Here is a 20,833-nt window from a genome sequence, read left to right on the forward strand (position 1 = left end):
ATTAACAAAAATGAAACTGAAATATAAATATTGGATATTTTTTGCATCACTAGGTTCGATCGGACTGGTGGCATGCGATACGGAATTTCTGGATGTAATTCCTCCGACTGAAATTCCAACAGAAGAAGTATGGAAAGAAGGAGCGTTGGCTGAGGGTTTTGTAACAGGCATTTACGCCGGTCTTCAGCAAGGTGGTTTGGGCGAGCAAATGCTTGCGTCGTTGAGCGACGAAGCAGTATTTACCCACACGGGCCGGAACATTAATACAGTCAATGAGGGAAGTTTGAGCCCTTCCAACCTGGGATGGGTGGATGATACCTATGGCTGGGGACCCATGTTTACCCGGATCCGGGCTGCAAACCAGGCAATTGCCAATCTGCCAGTTGCGACGTTCACAGATGAGACTTTGAGGGCCCGTTTGATGGGAGAAGCTTATTTCCTGCGCGCGTATTACTATCAGCAATTGGTTCGCTACTACGGTTCTGTGCCGATTATCACAAAGGTCTATAATCTGAACGAAGATTATTCCGTGACGCGCAACACGTATGAGGAATGTATCAACCGCATTGTTGTTGACTGCGATAGTGCAGCCTTACTGTTAAAAGGTAAAACCATTGCAAAAGGACGTGCGAGCGAAGCAGCTGCACTGGCATTGAAATCACGGGTGCTTTTATATGCTGCGAGCGATCTGCATGATATTCCGACAGCAAAAGCGAAATCGAGTGTGATCTCGGGCTATCCAAACCCGGAATTTCTGGGTTACGTTTCCGGTGATCGCAAAGCGCGCTGGCAAATAGCTCAGGTTGCTGCAAAGGCGGCCCTGGATGCTACGGACGGCGGTTATAAACTGAACCTGACCGCGCCGGTATCGGCTGAACAAGGTAAGATCAACTACACTTCGATTGCAATGGGCGGTGCGAGTGGTGATAAAACACTGGACGCTTCTGCTGCGAGTGAAATCATTTTCGGTCGTTATTTTACGCCAAGCTTAAACGAAGCTGCCCGTCAGGCAGGTTTGAACAATGGCCCGAACGGATACCACAACTGGGCTGGAAATACGCCGATCGGATTGCTGGTTGACGACTATGAAATGATGGACGGAACGAAGTTCGCCTGGACCAATCCAACTCATAAAGCAGCTCCGTATGTAAACCGTGATCCGCGTTTCTACGCTACGGTCATGTACGACGGCGCGCCCTGGAAACCACGTCCTTCCGATGCAAAAGATCCTGCAAATCAAATTCAGACAGGTTCTTACGATCTTTTGGATGACAAAGGCGCATTAGTGAACCGTAAAGGACTCGATACCCGCAGCAGCTCGATCGAAGACTGGAATGGTAGCCGTACCGGTTATTACATGCGTAAGTTCATTGACCCAAACCCTGCATTGTATGATAATACGGACCGCCAGAATATTCCATGGCCATTTTTCCGTGTGACCGAGAATGTATTCAACTACATTGAGGCGAGCATTGAACTGGGCCAGGATGCAATTGCACTGGAGTGGCTTAACAAGATCCGTTTCCGTGCCGGTATGCCTGCTTTGAAAGTAACCGGTGCGGCTTTGAAAGAAGCATATCGCCACGAAAAACGTATCGAGATGGCTTACGAGGAGCAACGTTACCACGATGCCCGTCGCTGGATGATCGCTCCGACCACATTGGGAAGACCATTGCAATACATTACGGTGATCGGTAAGTTCAAACCGGGTAAATCAATGAAGGAACCATATCATTATGATCCGACGGTGTACGATTATACTTATACTCCGATAGAAGAAAAATCGCACGAAAACCGGACTTGGGTAGACAAAATGTATTTCCGTCCTTTCAGCAGAGATGAAATCAACCGGAATGCAAAACTGGTTCAGAACCCAGGTTACGATAAGTAAGTTTTAATGGTAAAAACAAGAGAACCGCGCCTCGGAAGGTGCGGTTCTCTTGTTTTTTATATACTTTAAATTAAATGAAAACTGACCCAAAATCCTACAAATCGGGGAGTAGAGTAAACACTACTAATATGATAGACTTTTTTTAAGTTGTTGATTTTTAGTTACTTAGATATGTTGGTACAATCCTGTTAACAATTCAGGCAACAGTGCAGATGCACGAACAAATGAAAATCAATTGTCTAAAAAACGAAAGATCATGAAAAAGCTAATAGTATCGGCATTTGCCTTAACACTTATCTCTTTCGCCTCTGTTCAGGCTCAAACCACTCAGCAGGCAACGCAGCCGACCCAACAAGAGGCGGTAACAACACAAGAAGCGGCGACGACTGCTACCGAAGCGGCGACCACTGAAAAACCAGTAGTTGCGCAAAAAGCTTCAAAAGAAGATAAGGTTGTAGTGAAACCAGAAGACTTGCCGGAAGGAATTAAGAAAACCATTAAAGGCGAAGAATTTTCGGGCTGGACCGTCAAAAAAGCGTTTTTGGTAACAGAACCAAACAATACGCAATACTATGAATTACAAGTCGGGAACGGAAAAGAAAACGCCCGGGTAAAACTAGATAAAAACGGAAATAACGTAGGGTAATTAAAACAACCCAACCTCAAGTGAATCAAGCCGGAAAATTTTCCGGCTTTTTTTATGCTTTACAAACTATCTTTAATCTTTTCTAAACGCTTACTATTTCTGAATTTAAATGTACCTCTCTAAGTTTTATTCGCTGGCCTTAGTGGCTGCCGTTTTGAGTTTGTCCAATTGTTCACGCACTACTAAAACACCGAAATCCGCTACTGTCGCTAGTGTAGAAACAGATGCCGGGAAACAGTTATTTACGACGAATTGCGTGTCCTGCCATGCATTGGAACAAGAAGAAATCGGGCCCAGGCTTGGCGGGATTACCAGCCTGCTATCCGAGCAGGAACTGCTGGCATTTATTAAAAACCCAAACCAGGCGATTGAAAAAGGCGACAAAAGAGCCATTAACCTGACCCGCCGTTACAAGATGATCATGCCGCCGTTTGATTTCCTTAAAGATGAAGAAATCAAGTCCATTTTAGCCTATATCGGTCAGGAAACGAAGTTGCATGACATCAAGCCCTTGTATGTAAATACAAATAATGTAGCGGATTTACAGGAGCGTCTGGCAGCCCCGATCAAAGGTTCCGCACTCAGGATGGAGCTCGAAGACGTTATTACAATACCTGCATCGAGTGACAAAATGCCTCGTACCCGCATTGCCAATATGCGGCCTCATCCTGCTGCAAACGGAACTCTTTTCGTGAGCGATCAGAGAGGATTAATTTATCAGATTAGTGGCGGAAAGGCCAGTACCTTTCTGGATATCAGGCCCGTGGTCGAAAATTACATCAACGAACCTGGCTTGGGAACAGGTTTGGGCAGTTTTGCATTTCATCCCGATTATTTAAACAACGGGTTGATTTACATAACCCATACTGAGTCTTTCAAAGGAAAAAAAGCCGATTTTGAATTTCCTGATTCAATCAAGGTGGCCTTGCAATGGGTTGTTTCTGAATGGAAAATGAAGGATGTGAAAAGTTCGGTTTTTGAAGGATCCAGACGTGAACTTCTACGCATTAATGTGCCTGGCGTGGTGCACGGAACGCAGGATATCGGGTTTGTGCCGGATATTAAAAAAGGGGATCCCGATTATGGCTTGTTATATGTTGGAACTGGGGACGGTGGCTCCACGATTGCAAAACACCCGGAGCTTTGCTACAAAATAACCTCGCTTTTAGGGACGATCATTCGCATTGACCCGCTCGGGAACAATAGTAAAAACGGTAATTATGGAATCCCGGCGGACAATCCATTTGTTAATGAAAACGATCCGGCGACTTACAAGGAAATTTATGCTTATGGTTTTCGAAATCCGCACAGGTTGTCGTGGGATATGACAAATGGACGGAAAATGTTCAGTACGGAAGTGGGAGAGTCTAATTTTGAGGAGATTAATGTGATTGAGAAAGGCGGCGATTACGGCTGGAATGTACAGGAGGGTAATTACGGTATTTCTTCCAAAGACTTGAAAAATGTGTACAAACTTCCGGAAACGGAGTCTTCAAAAACCATCAGACCATTTGCATTATATGATCATTTTGATGGCAGTGCAATCAGTGGAGGCGCAGTGTATGAGGGTAAACTCGATGCTTTAAGAAACAAATACATACTCGGGGATATCGTGAGCGGCAGATTGTTTTATGTCAATATAGACAAAAATCTGAGCGACTCGACCATGCACGAACTCGCGATTGTTCAGGGAGGCAAAGAAGTTAACCTGGTAGACTTGTCCGGTTCGAAACGGGTAGATGTTCGGATCGAATACGATCGTTTTACCAGGGAAATGTATATCATGACTAAACCTGACGGCAAAATCAGGAGGATTACCAAGGCATATTTTGATAAAAAACCATGACCAGGTGCCGTTTATAAATTGCTGCGAACCGACAAATAACTGGAAAGCGAGTATTTGAAAGACTGAGACTATCTTGTTTTGCTGCCTGATTTTACACGCAGGCAGTGTAACTATCAGGCAGTCGTTTTCTCAAATATCATCCCATGCTCGTCACATACGGTTATTTTGGATTAATTGCGATATATGCGTCTTTGCTGCTTGTGTCAATTGCACATTACCTCATTACCGAAAGCCCGACGGGCGATCGGTCCGTTGCATGGGCTACCGGAATTTTCTACCTGATCGGATTAAGTTTTGTCACGTTGCTGGCATTGTTTCTCTGGGAGGATAAACCTACGGGACTTGCCATACTGGTCACTCCATTGCTATTTTTAGCCTGGCCTGTTTTACAAAGCAAGGCCAGGCATTTTTACATTTGGATGCCGCTCCCGGGAACCGGTAACCCGCTCACAATCTGCATTATCAATCAAACGGATGCGATTGTACAGACCCAGTTCGAATGCTGGGCAGGAAAGCAGAATGGCTCAAAATTTTCGCTCCTGAAAACGCTTGATTTCTTTTCCCAGCCCCTCGAAACGAGCTTCCATAAAATGTCCGCGCACGAACTGGGTTTACTTGCCCACAAGTCGAGGTATGTTCGCATATCTTCTTATGAATGCGTAAATGAAGAGGGATCTGATCATACATATCTGAAGAGGATTGAGCCGTGTATGCAGTTTAAGATTGCAGCTTCGAAAGATTTTTTACATACCGAATACCTGGTTACGATTCACGAGGACGACAATTCCGATGCATTCCGGTCCGAAGTTGAATTGCTGAAAAGGACGAACATGTATTCCAAAGGTACCTTTTAATGCGGCTATGAAACTTGAACTGATCAAGACCTCGACACTGCCATTTGCCAGATACGAAAAGTCAATCTGGGTTTCTGAGAAGGAATCATCATTCTACCTCTCCGATATATGGCACATTACCCGCATTAACATTACCGACCTGTTTTCCGAAAACGTACTATACAAAGCGCCGACCGAGGAGGCAGCCTACTCAATGAGAGGGATTTATGACAAAAGACTTCCAGATCCATTGTACGATGAGATTAGCAGCCAGGGATTTTCTGGGTTCAGGCTTTTATCCAAGCGGGAGTATGATCAGATGGATGTCAATGCCGGCTCCATCTCTTACCTCGATTATGCAAACCGCCTCGGGCCGGTAGCCCAGTTTTTACCCATTTCCACCGCTCAGAATATACTTTTTACGTTCGGAAGCAAGTCCATTTCCATGTATCGGTTTCAGGAAAATACATTGCAGGAATTTGGAAAGATAAAAACGAAAGGAAAGACGCTCGGCCAGGTTTATCTCCATCCCTGCGAAGACCTGATCTTTTACGGTACCAATTACAGCGAGATTTACGGGCAACATTTTAGGGTGGATGGATTTGGTAAAAGTGTTAAAATCGATGATCTGCAAAAACCACTTTACCAGATAAATTTTGCCGGAGACGGAAAATACCTCATCGTAGCTGGAATGGGGTATCTTACATTTTATGAATATACAATGAACGCTTTTGCCCCGGTTCATACCATACACACCTCCACACGATCATTTGAAATAATGAACAACTATCTAATCCTGAACAAAGGAATGCACGGAATCGAAATCTACGATATGGCTGCTCATTTTAAAAAGATAGCCCACCTCGAAATCCCTTTCGCGATTGACAGGATGGTTTTAAACAAAACGGAAAAAGTGCTGCTCGCAATAAGTACGCCTGCGGGATCAATGGGTTTCATCAAAATTTCCACATAAAATGTGAAAACGCTGCCAACCAATTTTCACCTGAATGTTTCTTTTACGTATAAGCTATAACACAACTACCATGAAAAAAACAATCCTATTTGCCATGATCTGTTTCGCAGCTGTTTCCTGCGATAAAAAGGACGAAGCTACTCCGCAGGTCGAACTAAAAACCACCAGCGTACCCTACCGCCAGTTGACCACTGTTGCCGCTTCCGGGGAAGATCTTAAAGTAGATCTACGAGAAGTAAATGACAGCCGGTGCCCCAAAAACGTAGTTTGCGTTCAAATGGGAAGTGCTCAGATCAAATTCAATGTATCGGATGGAAAAGAGCAGACAGATGTGAGCCTGACTTTTAAAGGTGACCGCAAAACAGATTTTCAGACATTTACATTAGGTGGTGAAAATTTTGTCCTGAGTGTCAGTGAAGTACTTCCTTACCCCGACACGAACGAGTCACCGAAGCTGGAAGATTACAAAGTGAATGTCTCGATTGAAAAAAAATAGTATCGTAGATTTGGTGTGAGTTGAGAAAGGAGTCCGGAATTTGTCCTGGCTCCTTTTCTGTTTTTACGGTTTCAGCAAAGCATTTTTAATTTTTGTTATGTAAATTGAAGCTTGTCAGAAAAGAGACAGGATAATGAAAGATGAATTCTCGAGAAGGGAAATGGTGAAAAAACTCGTAGCATCGGGGAGCGGAATTGCATTCAGTCCGTTGCTGTCTTTCGCGTATAATACTCCAAAACCAATGCTTTTAGAAAGAAAAATACCGTCTTCCGGCGAAATGTTACCTGTTGTCGGCCTGGGTTCCTGGCAGCAGTTTGACGTCGGAGCAAACGCTGCTGAACGTAACCCGTTGAAAGATGTACTGACTAAAATGCACGAGCTGGGTGGCAAAATGATCGATGCCTCGCCAATGTATGGTCGGTCAGAAGGCACGATTGGCGACCTGACCGACGAACTGAAACTAAATGACAAGTTTTTCTTAGCCACAAAAGTCTGGATAACAGGAAAACAGCAGGGAATGGATCAGATGAACGATTCTTTCCGGAAAATGAAGCGTACCAAAATGGACCTCATGCAGGTACACAATCTGCAGGATTGGCAAACGCATTTGAATACCCTGAAATCCTGGAAAGAACAAGGAAAGGTGCGGTATATTGGCATTACGCATTATACGGATTCAGCGCACGCGCGACTGGAAGAGATTGTGCGGTCAAAAGCAGTGGATTTCGTTCAGTTTAACTACTCGATACGTTCGCGAAATGCGGAGAAAAGTTTGCTTGATGCGGCTAGGGACAACAATGTAGCTGTAATTATCAATGAGCCGTTCGAACAAGGTGCATTGTTTCGTGCGATTAAAGGCAAAGAATTGCCCGAGTGGGCGAGCGATTATGACATTAAATCCTGGGCGCAATTTTTCCTCAAATACATCATCAGCAACAAAGCAGTAACCTGCGTTATTCCCGGGACTTCGGATGTAAAACATCTGGTCGACAATTTGTCGGCGGGTATCGGGAAATTACCGGATGAGGCTGGTCGTAAGAAAATGATAAGCTGGATCGAAAATATATAAGCTCTCTAATAGGTTGCATTTGCACTATTCAAGCGCAAATGCAACATACTGATTTCCTTTTTTTGTCCCGAGCTTCGTTCCTCCGCAGGCAATCACAACAAACTGTTTTCTATTTACTTCATAGGTCGACGGCGTTGCAAATCCGGCTGCCGGCAGTGTGGTTTCCCAAAGTAACTCCCCATTTTTCTTATCAAAAACCCTGAATTTGCCATCCTTGGTCGCGGCGATGAAAAGCAATCCGCTCGCCGTTACCACGGGACCTCCGTAGTTTTCACTGCCCGTTGTCGGGAAACCTTTTGCTTTGAGTGATTCCGTTTCCCCGAATGGAATTTTCCAGAGGAACTCGCCGGTATTTAAATTGATCGCATTCAAGGTACCCCAGGGTGGTGAAATGGCGGGCAGACCGTTGCTGTCGAGGAATTTATTGTATCCAGTGCTTTGGTAAGGCAGGTAGGTCTTTTTTGATTTCGTTTTAACTGCAACCGCTTCCACTTTTTCATCGCCAAACAAGAAAGCAACCAGTGCCTGCTTTTCCTGCGCCGTCAACATGGGGAAACCCGGCATCATCCCTTTTCCGGACGTAACCAGCTGATTTACAAAAGCACGGTCACGGCGCTGCCCGATATCTACAAGTGAAGGGTAACCACTTTTTGCATTCCCTTTGCGCCCGAGCCCGTGGCAGGTAACGCAGTAAGTGGAATATACCTTTTCCCCGGGACTGAGAGACGATAAGTCACTTTCCTTCGGCGTGTTTTTCATCGTGAGAATCCAAGCCATTTCATTGCTATTCACATATAAAATTCCAGAGTCCGGATCGGCAGCCGCGCCGCCCCATTCAGCCCCGCCGTCGAAACCAGGCATGATTACGGTTCCTTCTTTACCTGGAGGGGCGAACAATTCTTTTTTATACCCTTTGAATTTAATCACCAATGAATCGTGATCCGGTGCATATGGGCTGATGTCTTTCTCGGTAAGTGTATTGGAATGCCTGGCAAACGAGGCCGGTTTTGACGGTACCGGCTGAGTAGGCCAGGGAAATTCGCCTGGCAAAACCGACTGGGGAGCAGCGACTTCCTTGATCGGAAATAATGGCTTTCCCGTAACCCGGTCAAATACAAATACATATCCCTGCTTGCTCACCTGCGCCACCGCATCGATCTTTCGGGGGCGACCGTCGGGGCCCTTCTGAGTTACGGTAATCAGGTTTGGCGGCGCCGGTAAATCACGGTCCCACATGTCGTGGTGCATGGTCTGGTAATGCCACAGTCGCTTCCCGGTTTTCACATCAATCGCGAGCAGACAGTTGGCAAAAAGGTTTGCTCCTTTTCTTTTACCGCCATAAAAATCATAACCGGCAGAACCGGTCGGGACGAATAAAATACCTCTTTTCCGGTCAATAGCCGTTCCTGCCCAGTTGTTGGCTGCGCCGGTGAAAGTGTTCTTATAAGCATCTGGAGGGAACGTTTCATATCCGTATTCGCCAGGATACGGAATGGTATGAAATGTCCATACCAGTTTACCAGTGCGAACATTAAATGCCCTGAGATCACCGGGGGCCGCATCCGAGTCTTCCGAAAGGCGGATAGGCATAATGATCAGATCTTCATAAATCGTCCCTGGCGTGTTGGAAACCATGTATTTATCCTTTGCAATTTCCGGCAAGCCAGTACGCAGGTCAATCTTGCCATGGTCGCCGAAACTTTCAATTACTTTTCCCGTATGGGCATCCAATGCATATAAAAATGCGCCCATTGCGTGCATGATCCGTTTGTCATCGCCATCGCTCCAGTAGGTCAGACCGCGGCTGGTGTTGGAGCCGTTTTTCGATTTATCCCCGAAAATCCACAATTGCTTTCCCGTCTCCGCGTCGAGTGCGAATGCTTGTACCGTGCTGGTAACGCCATATAATACGCCATCGACGATGATCGGATTCACCTGAGTCTGGCCGGAATCGGGCATGGAATAGGTCCAGGCGACTTTCAGATTTTTAACATTAGCCCGATTGATCTGTGTTAATGGAGAATAATGGTTGCGATCCGGCCCGCCCAGGTACTCCGGCCATTCGCTGCTACCTGCTTTTTTCTCGTCATCATTTTTATATACTCCCAAAAAGGCGAGTGAGGCAAATGCAATGCAAAAAACCGAAAGTCTAAGCATATGGGAAATCCGATATTTTTATTTAAATGAGTTATTGGAATTTTACGTTTTCAGTAATACCCGGCCAGTTATCCGTCCGGAATGCACTTGCCGGAAAACCATCTGCATTATACAGGTTTGCGTCTTCGGGAGCATCCGACCACGCATATCGCACCGATGCCGGCTTGGTAACTTTGGGATGAGAAACCACCACTTTGTTTCCGTCGATCTCTGCTTTGGCGTAATAAAAAACCTTGTCGTCACCTGCAATTTCAAAACCTTTAAGGTAGCCGTAGCGATCTTTTACCATTAAACCGTTTTCTGCGTTTTTGAACGAAACAACCGCTTTCCAGTCCTCGAATTGTACCTGGTCGTAAATGGGCGAGGCATAAGGAATATTCTGACCGTAATCCAGCTTCAATGCGTGCGTTGCCAGTCTGTGGGCCACGTCTTGCTTGTTTGTAGGGTGAATGTCTTTGGGATTTCCTACGTCTGTGCTGACAGCCATTCCTGTTTTAGGTAGGCTCAATGTCATGTTTTGAGCCTCGCGAAGCTCGGCCCAGTTGCTTCCTTTATTGCTGTCATTATCACTGCCGTAGCTCGAAAGTTGTACCCAGTAAAACGAAAAATCATCGTTCCAAAGCTTGCGCCAGTCGTTGATCATGAGTGGAAATGCCTGGCGATATTGGTATGCCCGGCCCGCGTTGCTTTCTCCCTGATACCACAATGTACCGCGCATCGCAAATGGGATCAGCGGCACGATCATGGCATTATAAATGGTTGTTCCGACATTATTCATCAGATGCGCATACTCATGTTTTTCAGCGAATGAAGGCATGAGTGCCCAATCCTTTGCCAGGCTTATCTTTGTAGAACCTGCATCCAGATAGAGATCATTGGCAGATCCCATAAAGCCGGGGCCAAACCAGGGTGTGGCGATCATATTTCCTGATTTGATGACAAGCTGATTTTTACCGGTTTTCCACGTTCCGGCTGGGATAGCAATTTTACGAACACCTTTAACAGCGGCGTCATTCACCAGCTTCCCATTGATGTAAATCTGATTTTGACTGTCGTTCTCCGGGAGTGAGAGGGTTGTCGGTTTCGCCGCGATGTCGTCGGCAAGTTCGATTTCTTTGGCCATGTAACCTGTGCCCCGGAAGCCCATTAATCCTTTCCAATCCCACTGACCAACCGCGTCGGCCGTCTTTTGCCAGTTGCTTAAATCCGCAGAGCCGGTCATGTATTTCTTTTCGTCATCACCGGTTGGGTTAAATGACTCGTTTTTAAAGAGTTGCTTTTTTAACTTTTTATCCATCACCACATCAGCCTGTTCCCAGGTTGTCGGCATGGTTTGGGCATATGGTTTTAGTTCGTTGCTTGCCAGCATAGCTTCTTTGCTGATCCAGCCTTCAATCTGCGATCCGCCCCAGGATGAATGCAATAAGCCGATCGGTACATTTAGTTTTTGATATAATTCTCTTGCAAAAAAGAACCCGATCGCTGAAAAACCGCCTACCGTTTCGCGGGACGCAATCTTCCATTCGCCTGTTTTAAGGTCTGTCTCGGGTGTCATCGTCACCTGATGGTCTACGCGAAAATGGCGGATCTGCGGAAAGTTTGCATTCTGCCTTTCTTCCTCATAGTTCTTCGCAGCCTGCACCGGCCACTCCATATTCGACTGTCCGGACAGGAGCCACACTTCGCCGATCAGAATGTCACTGACTGTCTGAGTACCCGATTTTGCAGATGCCGTTAACGTATACGGACCGCCTGCTTCGAGTGGTTTGAACTTTACGATCCATTTGCCGGAAGCATCGGTTTTTACATCAATACTCTCTTTTGCAAGCGTCACTTTCACTTTTTCTCCCGCTTTTGCCCAACCCCACACAGGAATTGGTTTCTGGCGCTGAAGTACCACGTGGTCGGAAAAGAGCCGGGCCAGTTTTACCTGAGCAAAAGCAGTTTGGGAAATAACAAGCAAAAGAAGAAGGAGCAGACGTTTCATAAAAATCCGGTAAATGAATAATGCTTATAAAATGCGTTTGGGGGGCATAATCTACTTAAAGCATTAACTTTGCACGCCTGTTCGACGCTGCGGAATGTGCCAAAACTGTTAATCCCGATTCAATGATTTCTGTCGTTATTTGCTCGATAAATCCTACGGATTTATCGATAGTCAAGGAAAATATAAGTCAAACCATCGGCGTACCCTACGAAGTGATCGGCATTGACAACCGGTTTGAGAAAAAAGGCATTTGCGACGTGTATAATGCGGGGACGAAGCTGGCAGCGTTCGACATCATCTGTTACATGCACGAGGATGTGCAGATCCGGACGCATGGATGGGGGCAAACTGTTCTCAATATCTTTGAAAATGATCCTGCCGCGGGGGTTTTGGGTGTTGCTGGAGGCGGATACAAATCACTTTCACCCTCCGGCTGGTACCAGTTCGAATTTCATTCCGAAGAAAGGTCTTATCAGAATGTATTGCAGGGATATAAGCTGGATAGTAAAGATGAAATCCACGCTTATCACAATCCGAAACAGGAGGCATTGAGCCTGGTGGTTTGTGTGGATGGACTCTGGTTTTGTACGCGGAAAAGTATTGCTCTGAAACATCCATTCGACTCAAGAACCTTGAAAGGATTTCATGGATATGACCTGGATTTTTGCCTGAGTGTCTTTCCCGAATACAAAATCCTGGTCACTTTCAATGTCTTGATGAAGCATGCATCCGAGGGTAAATTTGATAAGAAATGGCTGGACGAGATCCTGAAGCTGCACCGGAAATGGGATAAGGTACTCCCACTTACGACGTCGGATGTGAGTAAAAGGGAGTTTTATTTTACCGAGAAGAGGTGTCTGAAGCTGCTGATTGAAAAGATGCTGAACTGGGATTATTCCTTTTACCAGATTCATAAAATGCTTTTGAGCACCGCAAAATCACGTGTTCGGAAGAAGCTGTTTTTCAAAGCTTACCTGCATTTGATCCAGCTGAAATTGAAACTCATTCCTCTTCCGCCCAGTAACTAAATAGCCTTGCCCACAACAACTTGGCTTTCAAGCCCCAGATCTGACGATACACAAATGCGCGTTTGGTGGATTTCCGATACTTCTGAATGTAAAACAGAATGTCGAAATGCTTGTCGATCAAGCGTGCGTAGCCGAATGAAAACCAGGTATCCAGCCGTTTTTCGAACAATTCGTGGAGCCGGTTCAGAAAGTCTGCGTTCTTGTTTTTCTGAAAAGTATTACAGTATTTGATCCATTTGAGATCTCGCCGAAGCTTTTTGATGTCACGGTTTTCGTGGTAATTTTTCCTGAACTTCTTCCGCTTGTTGAGAATGTCCGTCGACGTGGTCGGATGCTGCCGGTAATTCACGAGCGGTTTATGAACATATCCGATAGTTCCCAGATTTACAGCCACATAGGCAATCCAGTGATCGTGAAAATGTTCTGGGTGAAATGGAAGAATGTCCGGAATGAGCTCTCTTTTGAAAAGGCAGCTATGCCCCGAAACACAGTTGAAAAAATAGAATACTTCGGGCTGATCGCCACTGTATAAGTGGATAATGTCCGACATTTTTTTATCCATCATTTCTCCGCTGTCTTCCATAAACCGGGAGTCATGATAGACCAGTTTGTGGGTGCCGATGTTTTCGACCATGATCCTAATTTTATCAAGGTCCCAGGTATCATCCTGGTCGGACAATGCAATGTATTCGCCGCTGCACAGGCTAATTGCTTTCTCAAAATTCTTAACGTAACCCAGATTAGCCTCATTCTCGTAGATTTTCAAAAACGGAAATCTTTGCTCGTATTCTTGGAGAATTTCCCTGGAAGTATCCCGGCTGCAATCGTCAACGGCAATAATTTCAAGGTTTGGATAGCGCTGGCCTACCAGGGTATCAAGTTGCTGCCGTAAAAACTTGCTTCCATTATAAACACAAAGTGCTATGGATACAAGTGGAAACGGGCCGGTGCTTAGAGAAGAAGGAGTGGGTTGCATAATCGTTAGAGAACCGTTTTTGCTAATGGCCCCCATATTTTTCTAAGTGTAAAGAAAAACTTACTGATCTCGGATTTTTTCAGCAGCCTCAGCAGGTATTTTCTGTTTTTCCAGATCTCCCGGCCATAAGCAATGCTCATAAATGAAGCGTTTCGCCGGAGGCTAAGTTCATATAACCGGGTAATGAGTGGTGCCGATGTTTCAGAGGCATGTTCTGCACAAAGTTTCAGCCATTCACTCTCTTTTTTTAGCTGATCAATCTTTTGCCCGGTGGACTTTACAGTGGGGCGGATGGCGAGTATGTCCGTGTTATTTTTTTTATGCTGCCGGTAATGAACCAGGCATTGATCTACAAAGTCAACCGAGCCGTGGCTGGTGGCTATGTAAGCCAGCCATTGATCGTAATGGAAGTCGATCGGAAATGGCAGGGCGTTTCGGAGTAGCGACCTTTTCATAAAAATGCTGTGGCCCGAAACGCAATTGAAATACAAAAATGCCTCTGGCCGATCGCCTCTGTAAAACTCAAATTTATCGGATATTTTCGTCCCCATCGACTTTCCCGCCTGATCTATGAATGCGGAATCGTGGTAAACGAGCAGGTTTTCTTTGATGGCTTCCAGCTGGATTTGGAGCTTATCCTTGTCCCAGATGTCGTCCTGGTCACAAATGGCGATGAATTCACCTTCGCAAAGTCTCAGGGCTTTCTCAAAATTTTTGTTATACCCGAGGTTCTTATCGTTGAAATGTACCTTGAATCTATGATCGCGCGCCACATAAGCATTTAAAATACTTCGCGTGTCATCCCGGGAGCAATCGTCCACGATCACCATTTCCCAGTCCTGCATACTTTGGGAAAGAACGGAGTTTAATTGTTCTTCTAAAAAATCACGGCCATTGTAGGTGCACAAGGCAATGGAAATGAGCGGCTTACTTTCCATTTAAGCTTCTGTGAACTGCTGCATATCAACCAGGCGACGGTAAAGCCCGGCCCTGGCGATTAATTCGGAATGCGTTCCCTGTTCCACAATCACGCCGTCTTCAAGCACCACGATCACATCCGCATTTTGAATGGTACTCAACCGGTGTGCGATCACCAGCGACGTACGGTTTTTCATCAGGTTGTTCAACGCTTCCTGGACGAGTTTCTCCGATTCCGTATCCAGCGCGGAAGTTGCTTCGTCGAGCAGCATGATCGGTGGATTTTTCAAAACGGCCCTGGCAATGCAGATACGCTGTTTTTGGCCACCCGAAAGTTTCATACCGCGATCGCCGATGTTACTGTCGTAGCCGTGCTCGGTTTGCAGGATGAACTCATGTGCATTCGCGATCCTTGCGGCGGCTTCAACTTCTTCCTGGCTTGCCTCAGGCATCCCGAATGCGATATTATTGAATATGGTATCATTAAAAAGCATAGACTCCTGGTTCACCACGCCGATCAAAGCCCATAACGATTCTTGCTTCAGCTTGCGGATATCGACACCGTCGAGTGTTACGCTACCTTCATGAGGATCAATAAAACGTGGGATCAGGTCCATTAACGTGGATTTACCTCCGCCGGAAGGGCCGACCAATGCGACCGTCTTGCCCTTTGGTATGGTCAGGTTAATGGATTTTAGAACGGTTCTGCCCGGGTAGGAAAATGACAGGTCATTTAACTGAACGGATTCATGAAATTCTTTCACATCAACCGCGTCGGGGCTGTCTTTAATCGCGGGGCGCTCATCGATCAACTCTAAAACCCTTTCGCCGGCTGCGATACCTGCGTGGATTGTGCTGAAAGAATCGGTTATTGCTTTCGCGGGGCGCATTACCTGGGAAAAAATGGCGATGTAACCCACAAATTTTTCGACCGTCAGTTCCGACTGGTTGTCCAGAATGAGGGAGCCGCCGTACAAAACGATGAGCGCGACCATGGTAACACCCAGAAATTCGGAAACCGGACTGCTCAATTGCTGCCTCCGGGCCATTTTTCGACCCAGTTCCGAATACCGTATATTTTCCTGGTGAAATTTATCTTTAATATCATCGGTCGCATTGAATGCCTTAATGATCTTGATCCCCGACAACGCTTCGTCCAGGTAACTGATCATCAAACCAAAAAGATGCTGCGCCAGACTGGCTTGTTGTTTGAGTCGTTTTACGATTTTTGAGATCAGGAATGCAGAGATCGGGATCACCAGGATCGCAAAGAGTGTGAGCTTCACAGACGTCGCAAACAGCATAAAAACGTAAGCGATCAGCTGCAATGGTTCTTTAAAAACGACCTGCAGAGTACCGGTCACTGAAAACTGGACAACACCGACATCCGAGGCGATTTTAGCAATAATATCCCCTTTTCGCTGATTGTTGAAATAGCCCACATGCAGGCTCATAACATTATTGAAGACCTTTTGACGCAGGTTCAGCAGTGTGTGGATCCGAAGGTTTTCCATCACCCGTTGCGAAAAGTATTTGAATATATTGGAAAGAAGGACCGAGGTGACAATTACCCCGCAAACAATCTGCAATGCCCCGTGCGGACCATAGGCGTTGTTGGCTTCCTGCGCATAATAATTGAGCATACCCGTCACATCCCATGCACTTTCCGGCCTTTCAATCGGAGTAGCCCCATCCTTGCTGCTGTTGAACAAGGTACCTAAAAGGGGAACAAGAAGTGCCAGGTTAAGCGTATTGAAAATGACTCCGAGAACCGTGCAAATGATATAGGGAAAAGCAAATTTGGTAATCGGTTGGGCAAAAGATAATAATCTGAAATAAGTCTTCATTCTATGGTAGTGGCATCATCACGCGACGCCGGAAAGTATAATAACCGGAAATGGATAATTTCCGGTTTTAGGGTGCAAATTAATGCTTAGAGTTGAAAGTATGCCTAAGATTACAATTTTATTACCTGCTTGTATTTAAGCATGATCTGGATATTATTGATAATGTCGTTGATGCCGATATTGGACTTGTGAACCCGCATCTGCCTTTTGAATGCACGTTTTTTAAGTTTCAGCTCATTCATATTTCGCAGAAAATCAACGTACGCCTGGGCTTTGTAAAATTGGAAAGTAATCAGGCTGGGAAGTACGTCACTCAGCACGACCTGTAAGTGATAGAGGTTCAAATCCGCGCCATGCAGGTGTAGATGATGCATGTAGTACCGGTTACGGAAATAGATCCTTTTGATCGAATGCATATCCTTATGTCCTTTCGTACTTGCCGACACTTCGTGACGACACACCGCATTGTGTTCGTAGTAACACTTCCAGCCAAGCCGCCACGCACGGATTGACATTTCCTGATCTTCTCCGTAGTATGGATTAAACATCTCGTTAAACCCGTTGATCGCTTTCAACTTGCGTGTGTCCATCAATGCAATGGCACCCGAAAGGTAGAAAGTGGGAGTGAGGCTGTCTGAATCTTCCAGATAAAAGAAATTGCTCGGCTTGATTTTCCTGCCCAGGATCTTAGGCGAACGCGCAGCATCAAGAATATTATCATCTTCCATTCCGATGATCCGGCCCATTACACCAAATGTGTCTTCGAGCTCAAAGTATTTGTATAGCTTTTCAAAATACCCTTCTTCCAGCGTCACATCTGTGTTTAGAAGAAATATCAGGTCGTTGTTGGCTTCTTTGATACCCAGGTTGCAGGTATGCGCAAAGCCCGAGTTTTTTTCCTTTCGAATGATTGTAATTCCGCTGCCATAATGCTCCTCGAGATAAGAAACCGAGTCGTCTGTAGAGGCATCGTCCACTACGATGATTTGAACCCTCGGGCCCAGGCTGTTGAGGATCCTGTAATTATTCTCAAAATACTTTTCGAATAAGTGCTTTCCGTTAAAATTCGGAATTACTACGGAGATGCTTCTCATTTAATCATACAATTTAGTGTAGAGTATATAGTGTTGTCAATAGCTGTGTTGTTAAGATTTAACGGATATATCTTGGTAGTTAAGCTCTTTTTCAAACGGTGCCAGCTTCCACTAATTGCTTTAGCCAGATTTTAAGCTTTATTTTTTTAAATAATTAAGCCAAAAAACCCAGGTCCCGGCAAACTCACGAAATCCATATACGCGGCACGTACTATTACTCTGATTTTGTTAAAGACACAATAAGCTTTTCAGGATATCTCGACCCTGAACATTGTTTAAGAGTAGGTTAGAAGAGGGGATAGAAACTTTGTGTACGTATACCGGGGTTACGATCACTTTGTTGCAACAAGGTTATTTTTTCAGGGATTCCAGACATAACTACTAACTTATTTTATTAAAAGTTCATGGCAAATTATTTAACGGTATTGATTTGAAAGAACCTCCTTCAGGAAAATTGGTTGGAAAGTTATCTCAATAATTTTCGCATTACAAAACGGGCACCAGCCTGCTGCTTCTGAAATGATTCATAATCAAGAGGTAAAACCATACAGGTTGGGCAAACTAACTTTAAAATGTGTGAAAAAAAATACTCAATGCTATTTATCGGGATCACTCTAATCAATAAATGGCGATCGGGTATTCAACTTTTTGCGGCAAGAATTTGTTGCCTGTTTTATAGCATTTAGCCACCGTACCATGATCGATAATCCTGACCTGAGTTTTGAAACTGCGGACGAAGCCCCTCAAACGACTTACAAAGCCGCCCGTTCCGTGGCTAATCTGGTTGCCGAGCATTTCGAAAAACACCATATTTCCGTTAGTAAACATTACGAGCATGAGCTTGCGCCCAAGCCCGATGCAAATACCATTGAAACCATCATCGACACCACTTTCTGGGCCAGTTTACGACGGGAGGAAGGAAGGTCACCAAAGGTTTCCATTGCCTTTTTACCACCCGAGGCCGCCGGCCAGCCATTGATTTTCGGTCAGAAACTATCGCTCACTGCTAATGTGCTCACTAAGCTGGCGCCTGCCGTCGAACGGTCGGGAATACACCTTGGTGTGTGGATGGATGGAGATGAATTGCGCATTTGGGGTACAACGCGGGTGATTCCCGGACTTTGCTTCGTGCTGGAAGTGGTGGAGCCCGGTATGTTGGTGATCAAACATCGCCGCGTGGATGGTTTCGGTAAATTCGTGAATGTGGCGGTATTAAAAGGAGATCAGGTTAAAATCGTGAACGAGGTAAGCGGACGTGTGCGCGATTGTCCGTCTGTAATTAACTCGATGATCGGTTTCGGCGCGACTTCACTGTGGGCCGACTCGCCGAATTTGCTGGTACAACTGGCCGTATCCATGCGTACTCACGAGCGGGGGGGGATTTTGCTGGTAGTTCCCAAAGGAAAAGAAACGTGGCGTAAGTCCATTATACATCCCATTACCTATCAGGTTCAGCCTGCATTCTCCGAATTGGCTGAACTTAATAAACGTTATCTGGAAGAGCCAAACCCAATAACCTGGCAAAATCAATTAAACTCAGCCATTAACAACCTCGCTGGCCTGACGGCAGTGGACGGCGCAACGATCATCAACGATAGTTATGAACTCCTTGCATTCGGGGCTAAGATCGGACGTGCGGCGGAAGGTTCTCCGGTGGAAGAAATGCTGATCACAGAACCCGTGATCGGGAATGTGGCCATGGTGGTACATCCGGTGCAGAATGGCGGGACAAGGCATTTATCGGCTGCTCAGTTCGTGTTCGACCAGCGCGATTCCATTGCATTGGTAGCCTCGCAGGATGGTCGCTTCACGATTTTCTCGTGGTCGGGTTGTGAGAACAAAGTGCAGGCTTTCCGGGTAGATACGCTGCTGATGTAGCTCTCAGGGAAATAATTCCAGCTGCTCGGGATCTTTCGGCTTTCGGGATTTCACTTCTGTTTCGTGAAAATTGGATAACGAGATCCCCAGCAATCGTACAGGTTTGTCATTCATTTCTACTTTGTCGAGCAACGCTTTGGCCGTTTCCGTGATGGTGTCAATATCACCTACCAGCTTGCTAAATGAATGATTCCGAGTGATTTGTGAAAAATCGTGGTACTTGATTTTGAGCGTCAGCGTTTTTCCTTTTAACTGTTTCTTTTGAAGCCGCTCGGCGACGATGATACCGATCCGGTCGAGCTCCTTATGCATTTCTTCTTTCGTGTCCAGGTCGTAAGTAAACGTATCTTCCGCTCCCAGCGACTTCGTTTCCCGATGAGTCTGCACTTCCCGGTCATCTATTCCTCTCACAATCTGGTAGTAAAACCGGCCTGTTTTCCCGAAATGCCTTACCAGTTCATCCTCCGACAGTTTTTTGAGATCAGCACCTGTGAAAAGCTGCAGACTTTTCATTCGGTCGGCAGTGACTTTCCCGACTCCATGAAATTTTTCCACTGGTAAATTATTCATGAAATTCTCAATCTTCGACGGGCCGATGAACGTAAGTCCATCGGGCTTATTGATATCGCTAGCAATTTTGGCAACGAATTTGTTAATGGAGACTCCGGCAGAAGCAGTCAGTTGAAGCTCCTCGCGAATTTCTTTTTTAATGCGCGCTGCAATTTCCATCGCGGATCCGATCCCGAGCTTATCTTCTGTGACATCCAGATACGCCTCGTCGAGCGAAAGCGGCTCAATGAGATCGGTATAACGTGAAAAAATCTCGCGGATGCTCCTGGAAACGGCTTTGTAAACCTCAAACCTCGGATAAACAAAAATGATATCGGGACAAAGATTAATGGCAATCCGGGATGACATGGCGGACCGGACTCCGAACTTCCGCGCCTCGTAGCTTGCTGTGGCGACAACGCCGCGGCCGGTGGGTGAGCCGCCCACAGCCAGGGGTTTGCCACGGTATTCGGGGAAATCGCGTTGTTCCACGGAAGCGTAAAAAGCGTCCATGTCAATGTGAATAATCTTGCGTTTTACGGATGCCATCAGTCAGTCCGGGGCGAAATTGCCAGCTTTGGATTCGTTGTATGGTTAAAAACAAATTAAATACGTTACAATTCGCATCACTAGGCTTTTTTTTTT

General features: G+C 45.7%; 16 protein-coding genes. 9 read left to right on the plus strand and 7 right to left on the minus strand.

The features are described from left to right. The first annotated feature begins 10 nt into the window (after nucleotides 1–10). From LZG72_RS01620 to LZG72_RS01650, 7 genes are all read left to right on the plus strand, one after another. The gene (locus LZG72_RS01620; RefSeq protein ID WP_233866718.1) at nucleotides 11–1,891 is read left to right on the plus strand and encodes a RagB/SusD family nutrient uptake outer membrane protein; all 1,881 of its coding nucleotides are present in this window, start codon (nucleotides 11–13) and stop codon (nucleotides 1,889–1,891) included. 256 nt (nucleotides 1,892–2,147) lie between these two features. Next, nucleotides 2,148–2,537: a hypothetical protein gene (locus tag LZG72_RS01625; RefSeq protein ID WP_233866720.1), complete on the plus strand. Its 390-nt coding sequence runs from the start codon at nucleotides 2,148–2,150 to the stop codon at nucleotides 2,535–2,537. Between the two features lie 109 nt (nucleotides 2,538–2,646). After that, a complete protein-coding gene (locus LZG72_RS01630; protein ID WP_233866723.1) occupies nucleotides 2,647–4,383 on the plus strand; it encodes a PQQ-dependent sugar dehydrogenase in 1,737 nt (578 codons plus the stop codon). Nucleotides 4,384–4,526: 143 nt separating this feature from the next. After that, entirely contained in the window at nucleotides 4,527–5,237 is a 711-nt protein-coding gene (locus LZG72_RS01635) for a hypothetical protein (protein WP_233866725.1), read from the plus strand. A gap of 7 nt (nucleotides 5,238–5,244) precedes the next feature. Further along, nucleotides 5,245–6,189 (plus strand): hypothetical protein, encoded by a 945-nt coding sequence (locus tag LZG72_RS01640; RefSeq protein ID WP_233866727.1) that lies wholly within the window; start codon nucleotides 5,245–5,247, stop codon nucleotides 6,187–6,189. A gap of 70 nt (nucleotides 6,190–6,259) precedes the next feature. Next, nucleotides 6,260–6,685 (plus strand): hypothetical protein, encoded by a 426-nt coding sequence (locus LZG72_RS01645; RefSeq protein ID WP_233866731.1) that lies wholly within the window; start codon nucleotides 6,260–6,262, stop codon nucleotides 6,683–6,685. Nucleotides 6,686–6,818: 133 nt separating this feature from the next. Beyond that, the gene (locus tag LZG72_RS01650; RefSeq protein WP_233866734.1) at nucleotides 6,819–7,754 is read left to right on the plus strand and encodes an aldo/keto reductase; all 936 of its coding nucleotides are present in this window, start codon (nucleotides 6,819–6,821) and stop codon (nucleotides 7,752–7,754) included. Between the two features lie 24 nt (nucleotides 7,755–7,778). Here the strand turns inward: LZG72_RS01650 and LZG72_RS01655 are convergent, their stop codons facing one another. Beyond that, nucleotides 7,779–9,911 (minus strand): PQQ-binding-like beta-propeller repeat protein, encoded by a 2,133-nt coding sequence (locus LZG72_RS01655; protein WP_233866737.1) that lies wholly within the window; start codon nucleotides 9,909–9,911, stop codon nucleotides 7,779–7,781. A 31-nt stretch (nucleotides 9,912–9,942) separates the two neighbouring features. Beyond that, entirely contained in the window at nucleotides 9,943–11,898 is a 1,956-nt protein-coding gene (locus LZG72_RS01660; protein WP_233866739.1) for a sialate O-acetylesterase, read from the minus strand. Nucleotides 11,899–12,020: 122 nt separating this feature from the next. On the opposite strand from LZG72_RS01660, the gene LZG72_RS01665 reads away from it, so the two are divergent. Next, entirely contained in the window at nucleotides 12,021–12,926 is a 906-nt protein-coding gene (locus LZG72_RS01665; protein WP_233866741.1) for a glycosyltransferase, read from the plus strand. Here LZG72_RS01665 and LZG72_RS01670 read toward each other — a convergent pair. From LZG72_RS01670 to LZG72_RS01685, 4 genes are all read right to left on the minus strand, one after another. Further along, nucleotides 12,901–13,902 (minus strand): glycosyltransferase, encoded by a 1,002-nt coding sequence (locus tag LZG72_RS01670; protein WP_233866743.1) that lies wholly within the window; start codon nucleotides 13,900–13,902, stop codon nucleotides 12,901–12,903. The two genes, LZG72_RS01665 and LZG72_RS01670, sit on opposite strands and share 26 nt — an antisense overlap. A 5-nt stretch (nucleotides 13,903–13,907) precedes the next feature. After that, on the minus strand, nucleotides 13,908–14,840 hold the full coding sequence (locus tag LZG72_RS01675) for a glycosyltransferase family 2 protein (RefSeq protein ID WP_233866744.1): 933 nt from the start codon (nucleotides 14,838–14,840) through the stop codon (nucleotides 13,908–13,910). Continuing rightward, nucleotides 14,841–16,667 carry an ABC transporter ATP-binding protein gene (locus tag LZG72_RS01680; RefSeq protein ID WP_233866745.1) on the minus strand — a complete coding sequence of 609 codons (1,827 nt, stop codon included), beginning with the start codon at nucleotides 16,665–16,667 and terminating at the stop codon, nucleotides 14,841–14,843. It abuts the gene before it with no gap. Nucleotides 16,668–16,777: 110 nt separating this feature from the next. Beyond that, nucleotides 16,778–17,761, minus strand: a complete 984-nt coding sequence (locus LZG72_RS01685) for a glycosyltransferase family 2 protein (RefSeq protein ID WP_233866746.1) — start codon at nucleotides 17,759–17,761, stop codon at nucleotides 16,778–16,780. Nucleotides 17,762–18,457: 696 nt separating this feature from the next. On the opposite strand from LZG72_RS01685, the gene LZG72_RS01690 reads away from it, so the two are divergent. After that, the gene (locus tag LZG72_RS01690; protein ID WP_233866748.1) at nucleotides 18,458–19,639 is read left to right on the plus strand and encodes a putative sensor domain DACNV-containing protein; all 1,182 of its coding nucleotides are present in this window, start codon (nucleotides 18,458–18,460) and stop codon (nucleotides 19,637–19,639) included. A 3-nt stretch (nucleotides 19,640–19,642) separates the two neighbouring features. Here LZG72_RS01690 and dinB read toward each other — a convergent pair whose 3' ends face one another. Further along, the gene (gene dinB, locus LZG72_RS01695) at nucleotides 19,643–20,737 is read right to left on the minus strand and encodes a DNA polymerase IV (protein ID WP_233866750.1); all 1,095 of its coding nucleotides are present in this window, start codon (nucleotides 20,735–20,737) and stop codon (nucleotides 19,643–19,645) included. Nucleotides 20,738–20,833 lie beyond the last annotated feature (96 nt).

This window comes from Dyadobacter sp. CY323 (assembly GCF_021390245.1).
Classification (GTDB): Bacteria; Bacteroidota; Bacteroidia; order Cytophagales; family Spirosomataceae; genus Dyadobacter.

Excerpts from the sequence above, each read along its gene's own strand:
- LZG72_RS01620 (WP_233866718.1), top strand. The coding sequence starts at position 11 with ATGAAACTGAAATATAAATATTGGATATTTTTTGCATCACTAGGTTCG.
- LZG72_RS01625 (WP_233866720.1), top strand. The coding sequence starts at position 2,148 with ATGAAAAAGCTAATAGTATCGGCATTTGCCTTAACACTTATCTCTTTC.
- LZG72_RS01630 (WP_233866723.1), top strand. The coding sequence starts at position 2,647 with ATGTACCTCTCTAAGTTTTATTCGCTGGCCTTAGTGGCTGCCGTTTTG.
- LZG72_RS01635 (WP_233866725.1), top strand. The coding sequence starts at position 4,527 with ATGCTCGTCACATACGGTTATTTTGGATTAATTGCGATATATGCGTCT.
- LZG72_RS01640 (WP_233866727.1), top strand. The coding sequence starts at position 5,245 with ATGAAACTTGAACTGATCAAGACCTCGACACTGCCATTTGCCAGATAC.
- LZG72_RS01645 (WP_233866731.1), top strand. The coding sequence starts at position 6,260 with ATGAAAAAAACAATCCTATTTGCCATGATCTGTTTCGCAGCTGTTTCC.
- LZG72_RS01650 (WP_233866734.1), top strand. The coding sequence starts at position 6,819 with ATGAAAGATGAATTCTCGAGAAGGGAAATGGTGAAAAAACTCGTAGCA.
- LZG72_RS01655 (WP_233866737.1), bottom strand. The coding sequence starts at position 9,911 with ATGCTTAGACTTTCGGTTTTTTGCATTGCATTTGCCTCACTCGCCTTT.
- LZG72_RS01660 (WP_233866739.1), bottom strand. The coding sequence starts at position 11,898 with ATGAAACGTCTGCTCCTTCTTCTTTTGCTTGTTATTTCCCAAACTGCT.
- LZG72_RS01665 (WP_233866741.1), top strand. The coding sequence starts at position 12,021 with ATGATTTCTGTCGTTATTTGCTCGATAAATCCTACGGATTTATCGATA.
- LZG72_RS01670 (WP_233866743.1), bottom strand. The coding sequence starts at position 13,902 with ATGCAACCCACTCCTTCTTCTCTAAGCACCGGCCCGTTTCCACTTGTA.
- LZG72_RS01675 (WP_233866744.1), bottom strand. The coding sequence starts at position 14,840 with ATGGAAAGTAAGCCGCTCATTTCCATTGCCTTGTGCACCTACAATGGC.
- LZG72_RS01680 (WP_233866745.1), bottom strand. The coding sequence starts at position 16,667 with ATGAAGACTTATTTCAGATTATTATCTTTTGCCCAACCGATTACCAAA.
- LZG72_RS01685 (WP_233866746.1), bottom strand. The coding sequence starts at position 17,761 with ATGAGAAGCATCTCCGTAGTAATTCCGAATTTTAACGGAAAGCACTTA.
- LZG72_RS01690 (WP_233866748.1), top strand. The coding sequence starts at position 18,458 with ATGATCGATAATCCTGACCTGAGTTTTGAAACTGCGGACGAAGCCCCT.
- dinB (WP_233866750.1), bottom strand. The coding sequence starts at position 20,737 with ATGGCATCCGTAAAACGCAAGATTATTCACATTGACATGGACGCTTTT.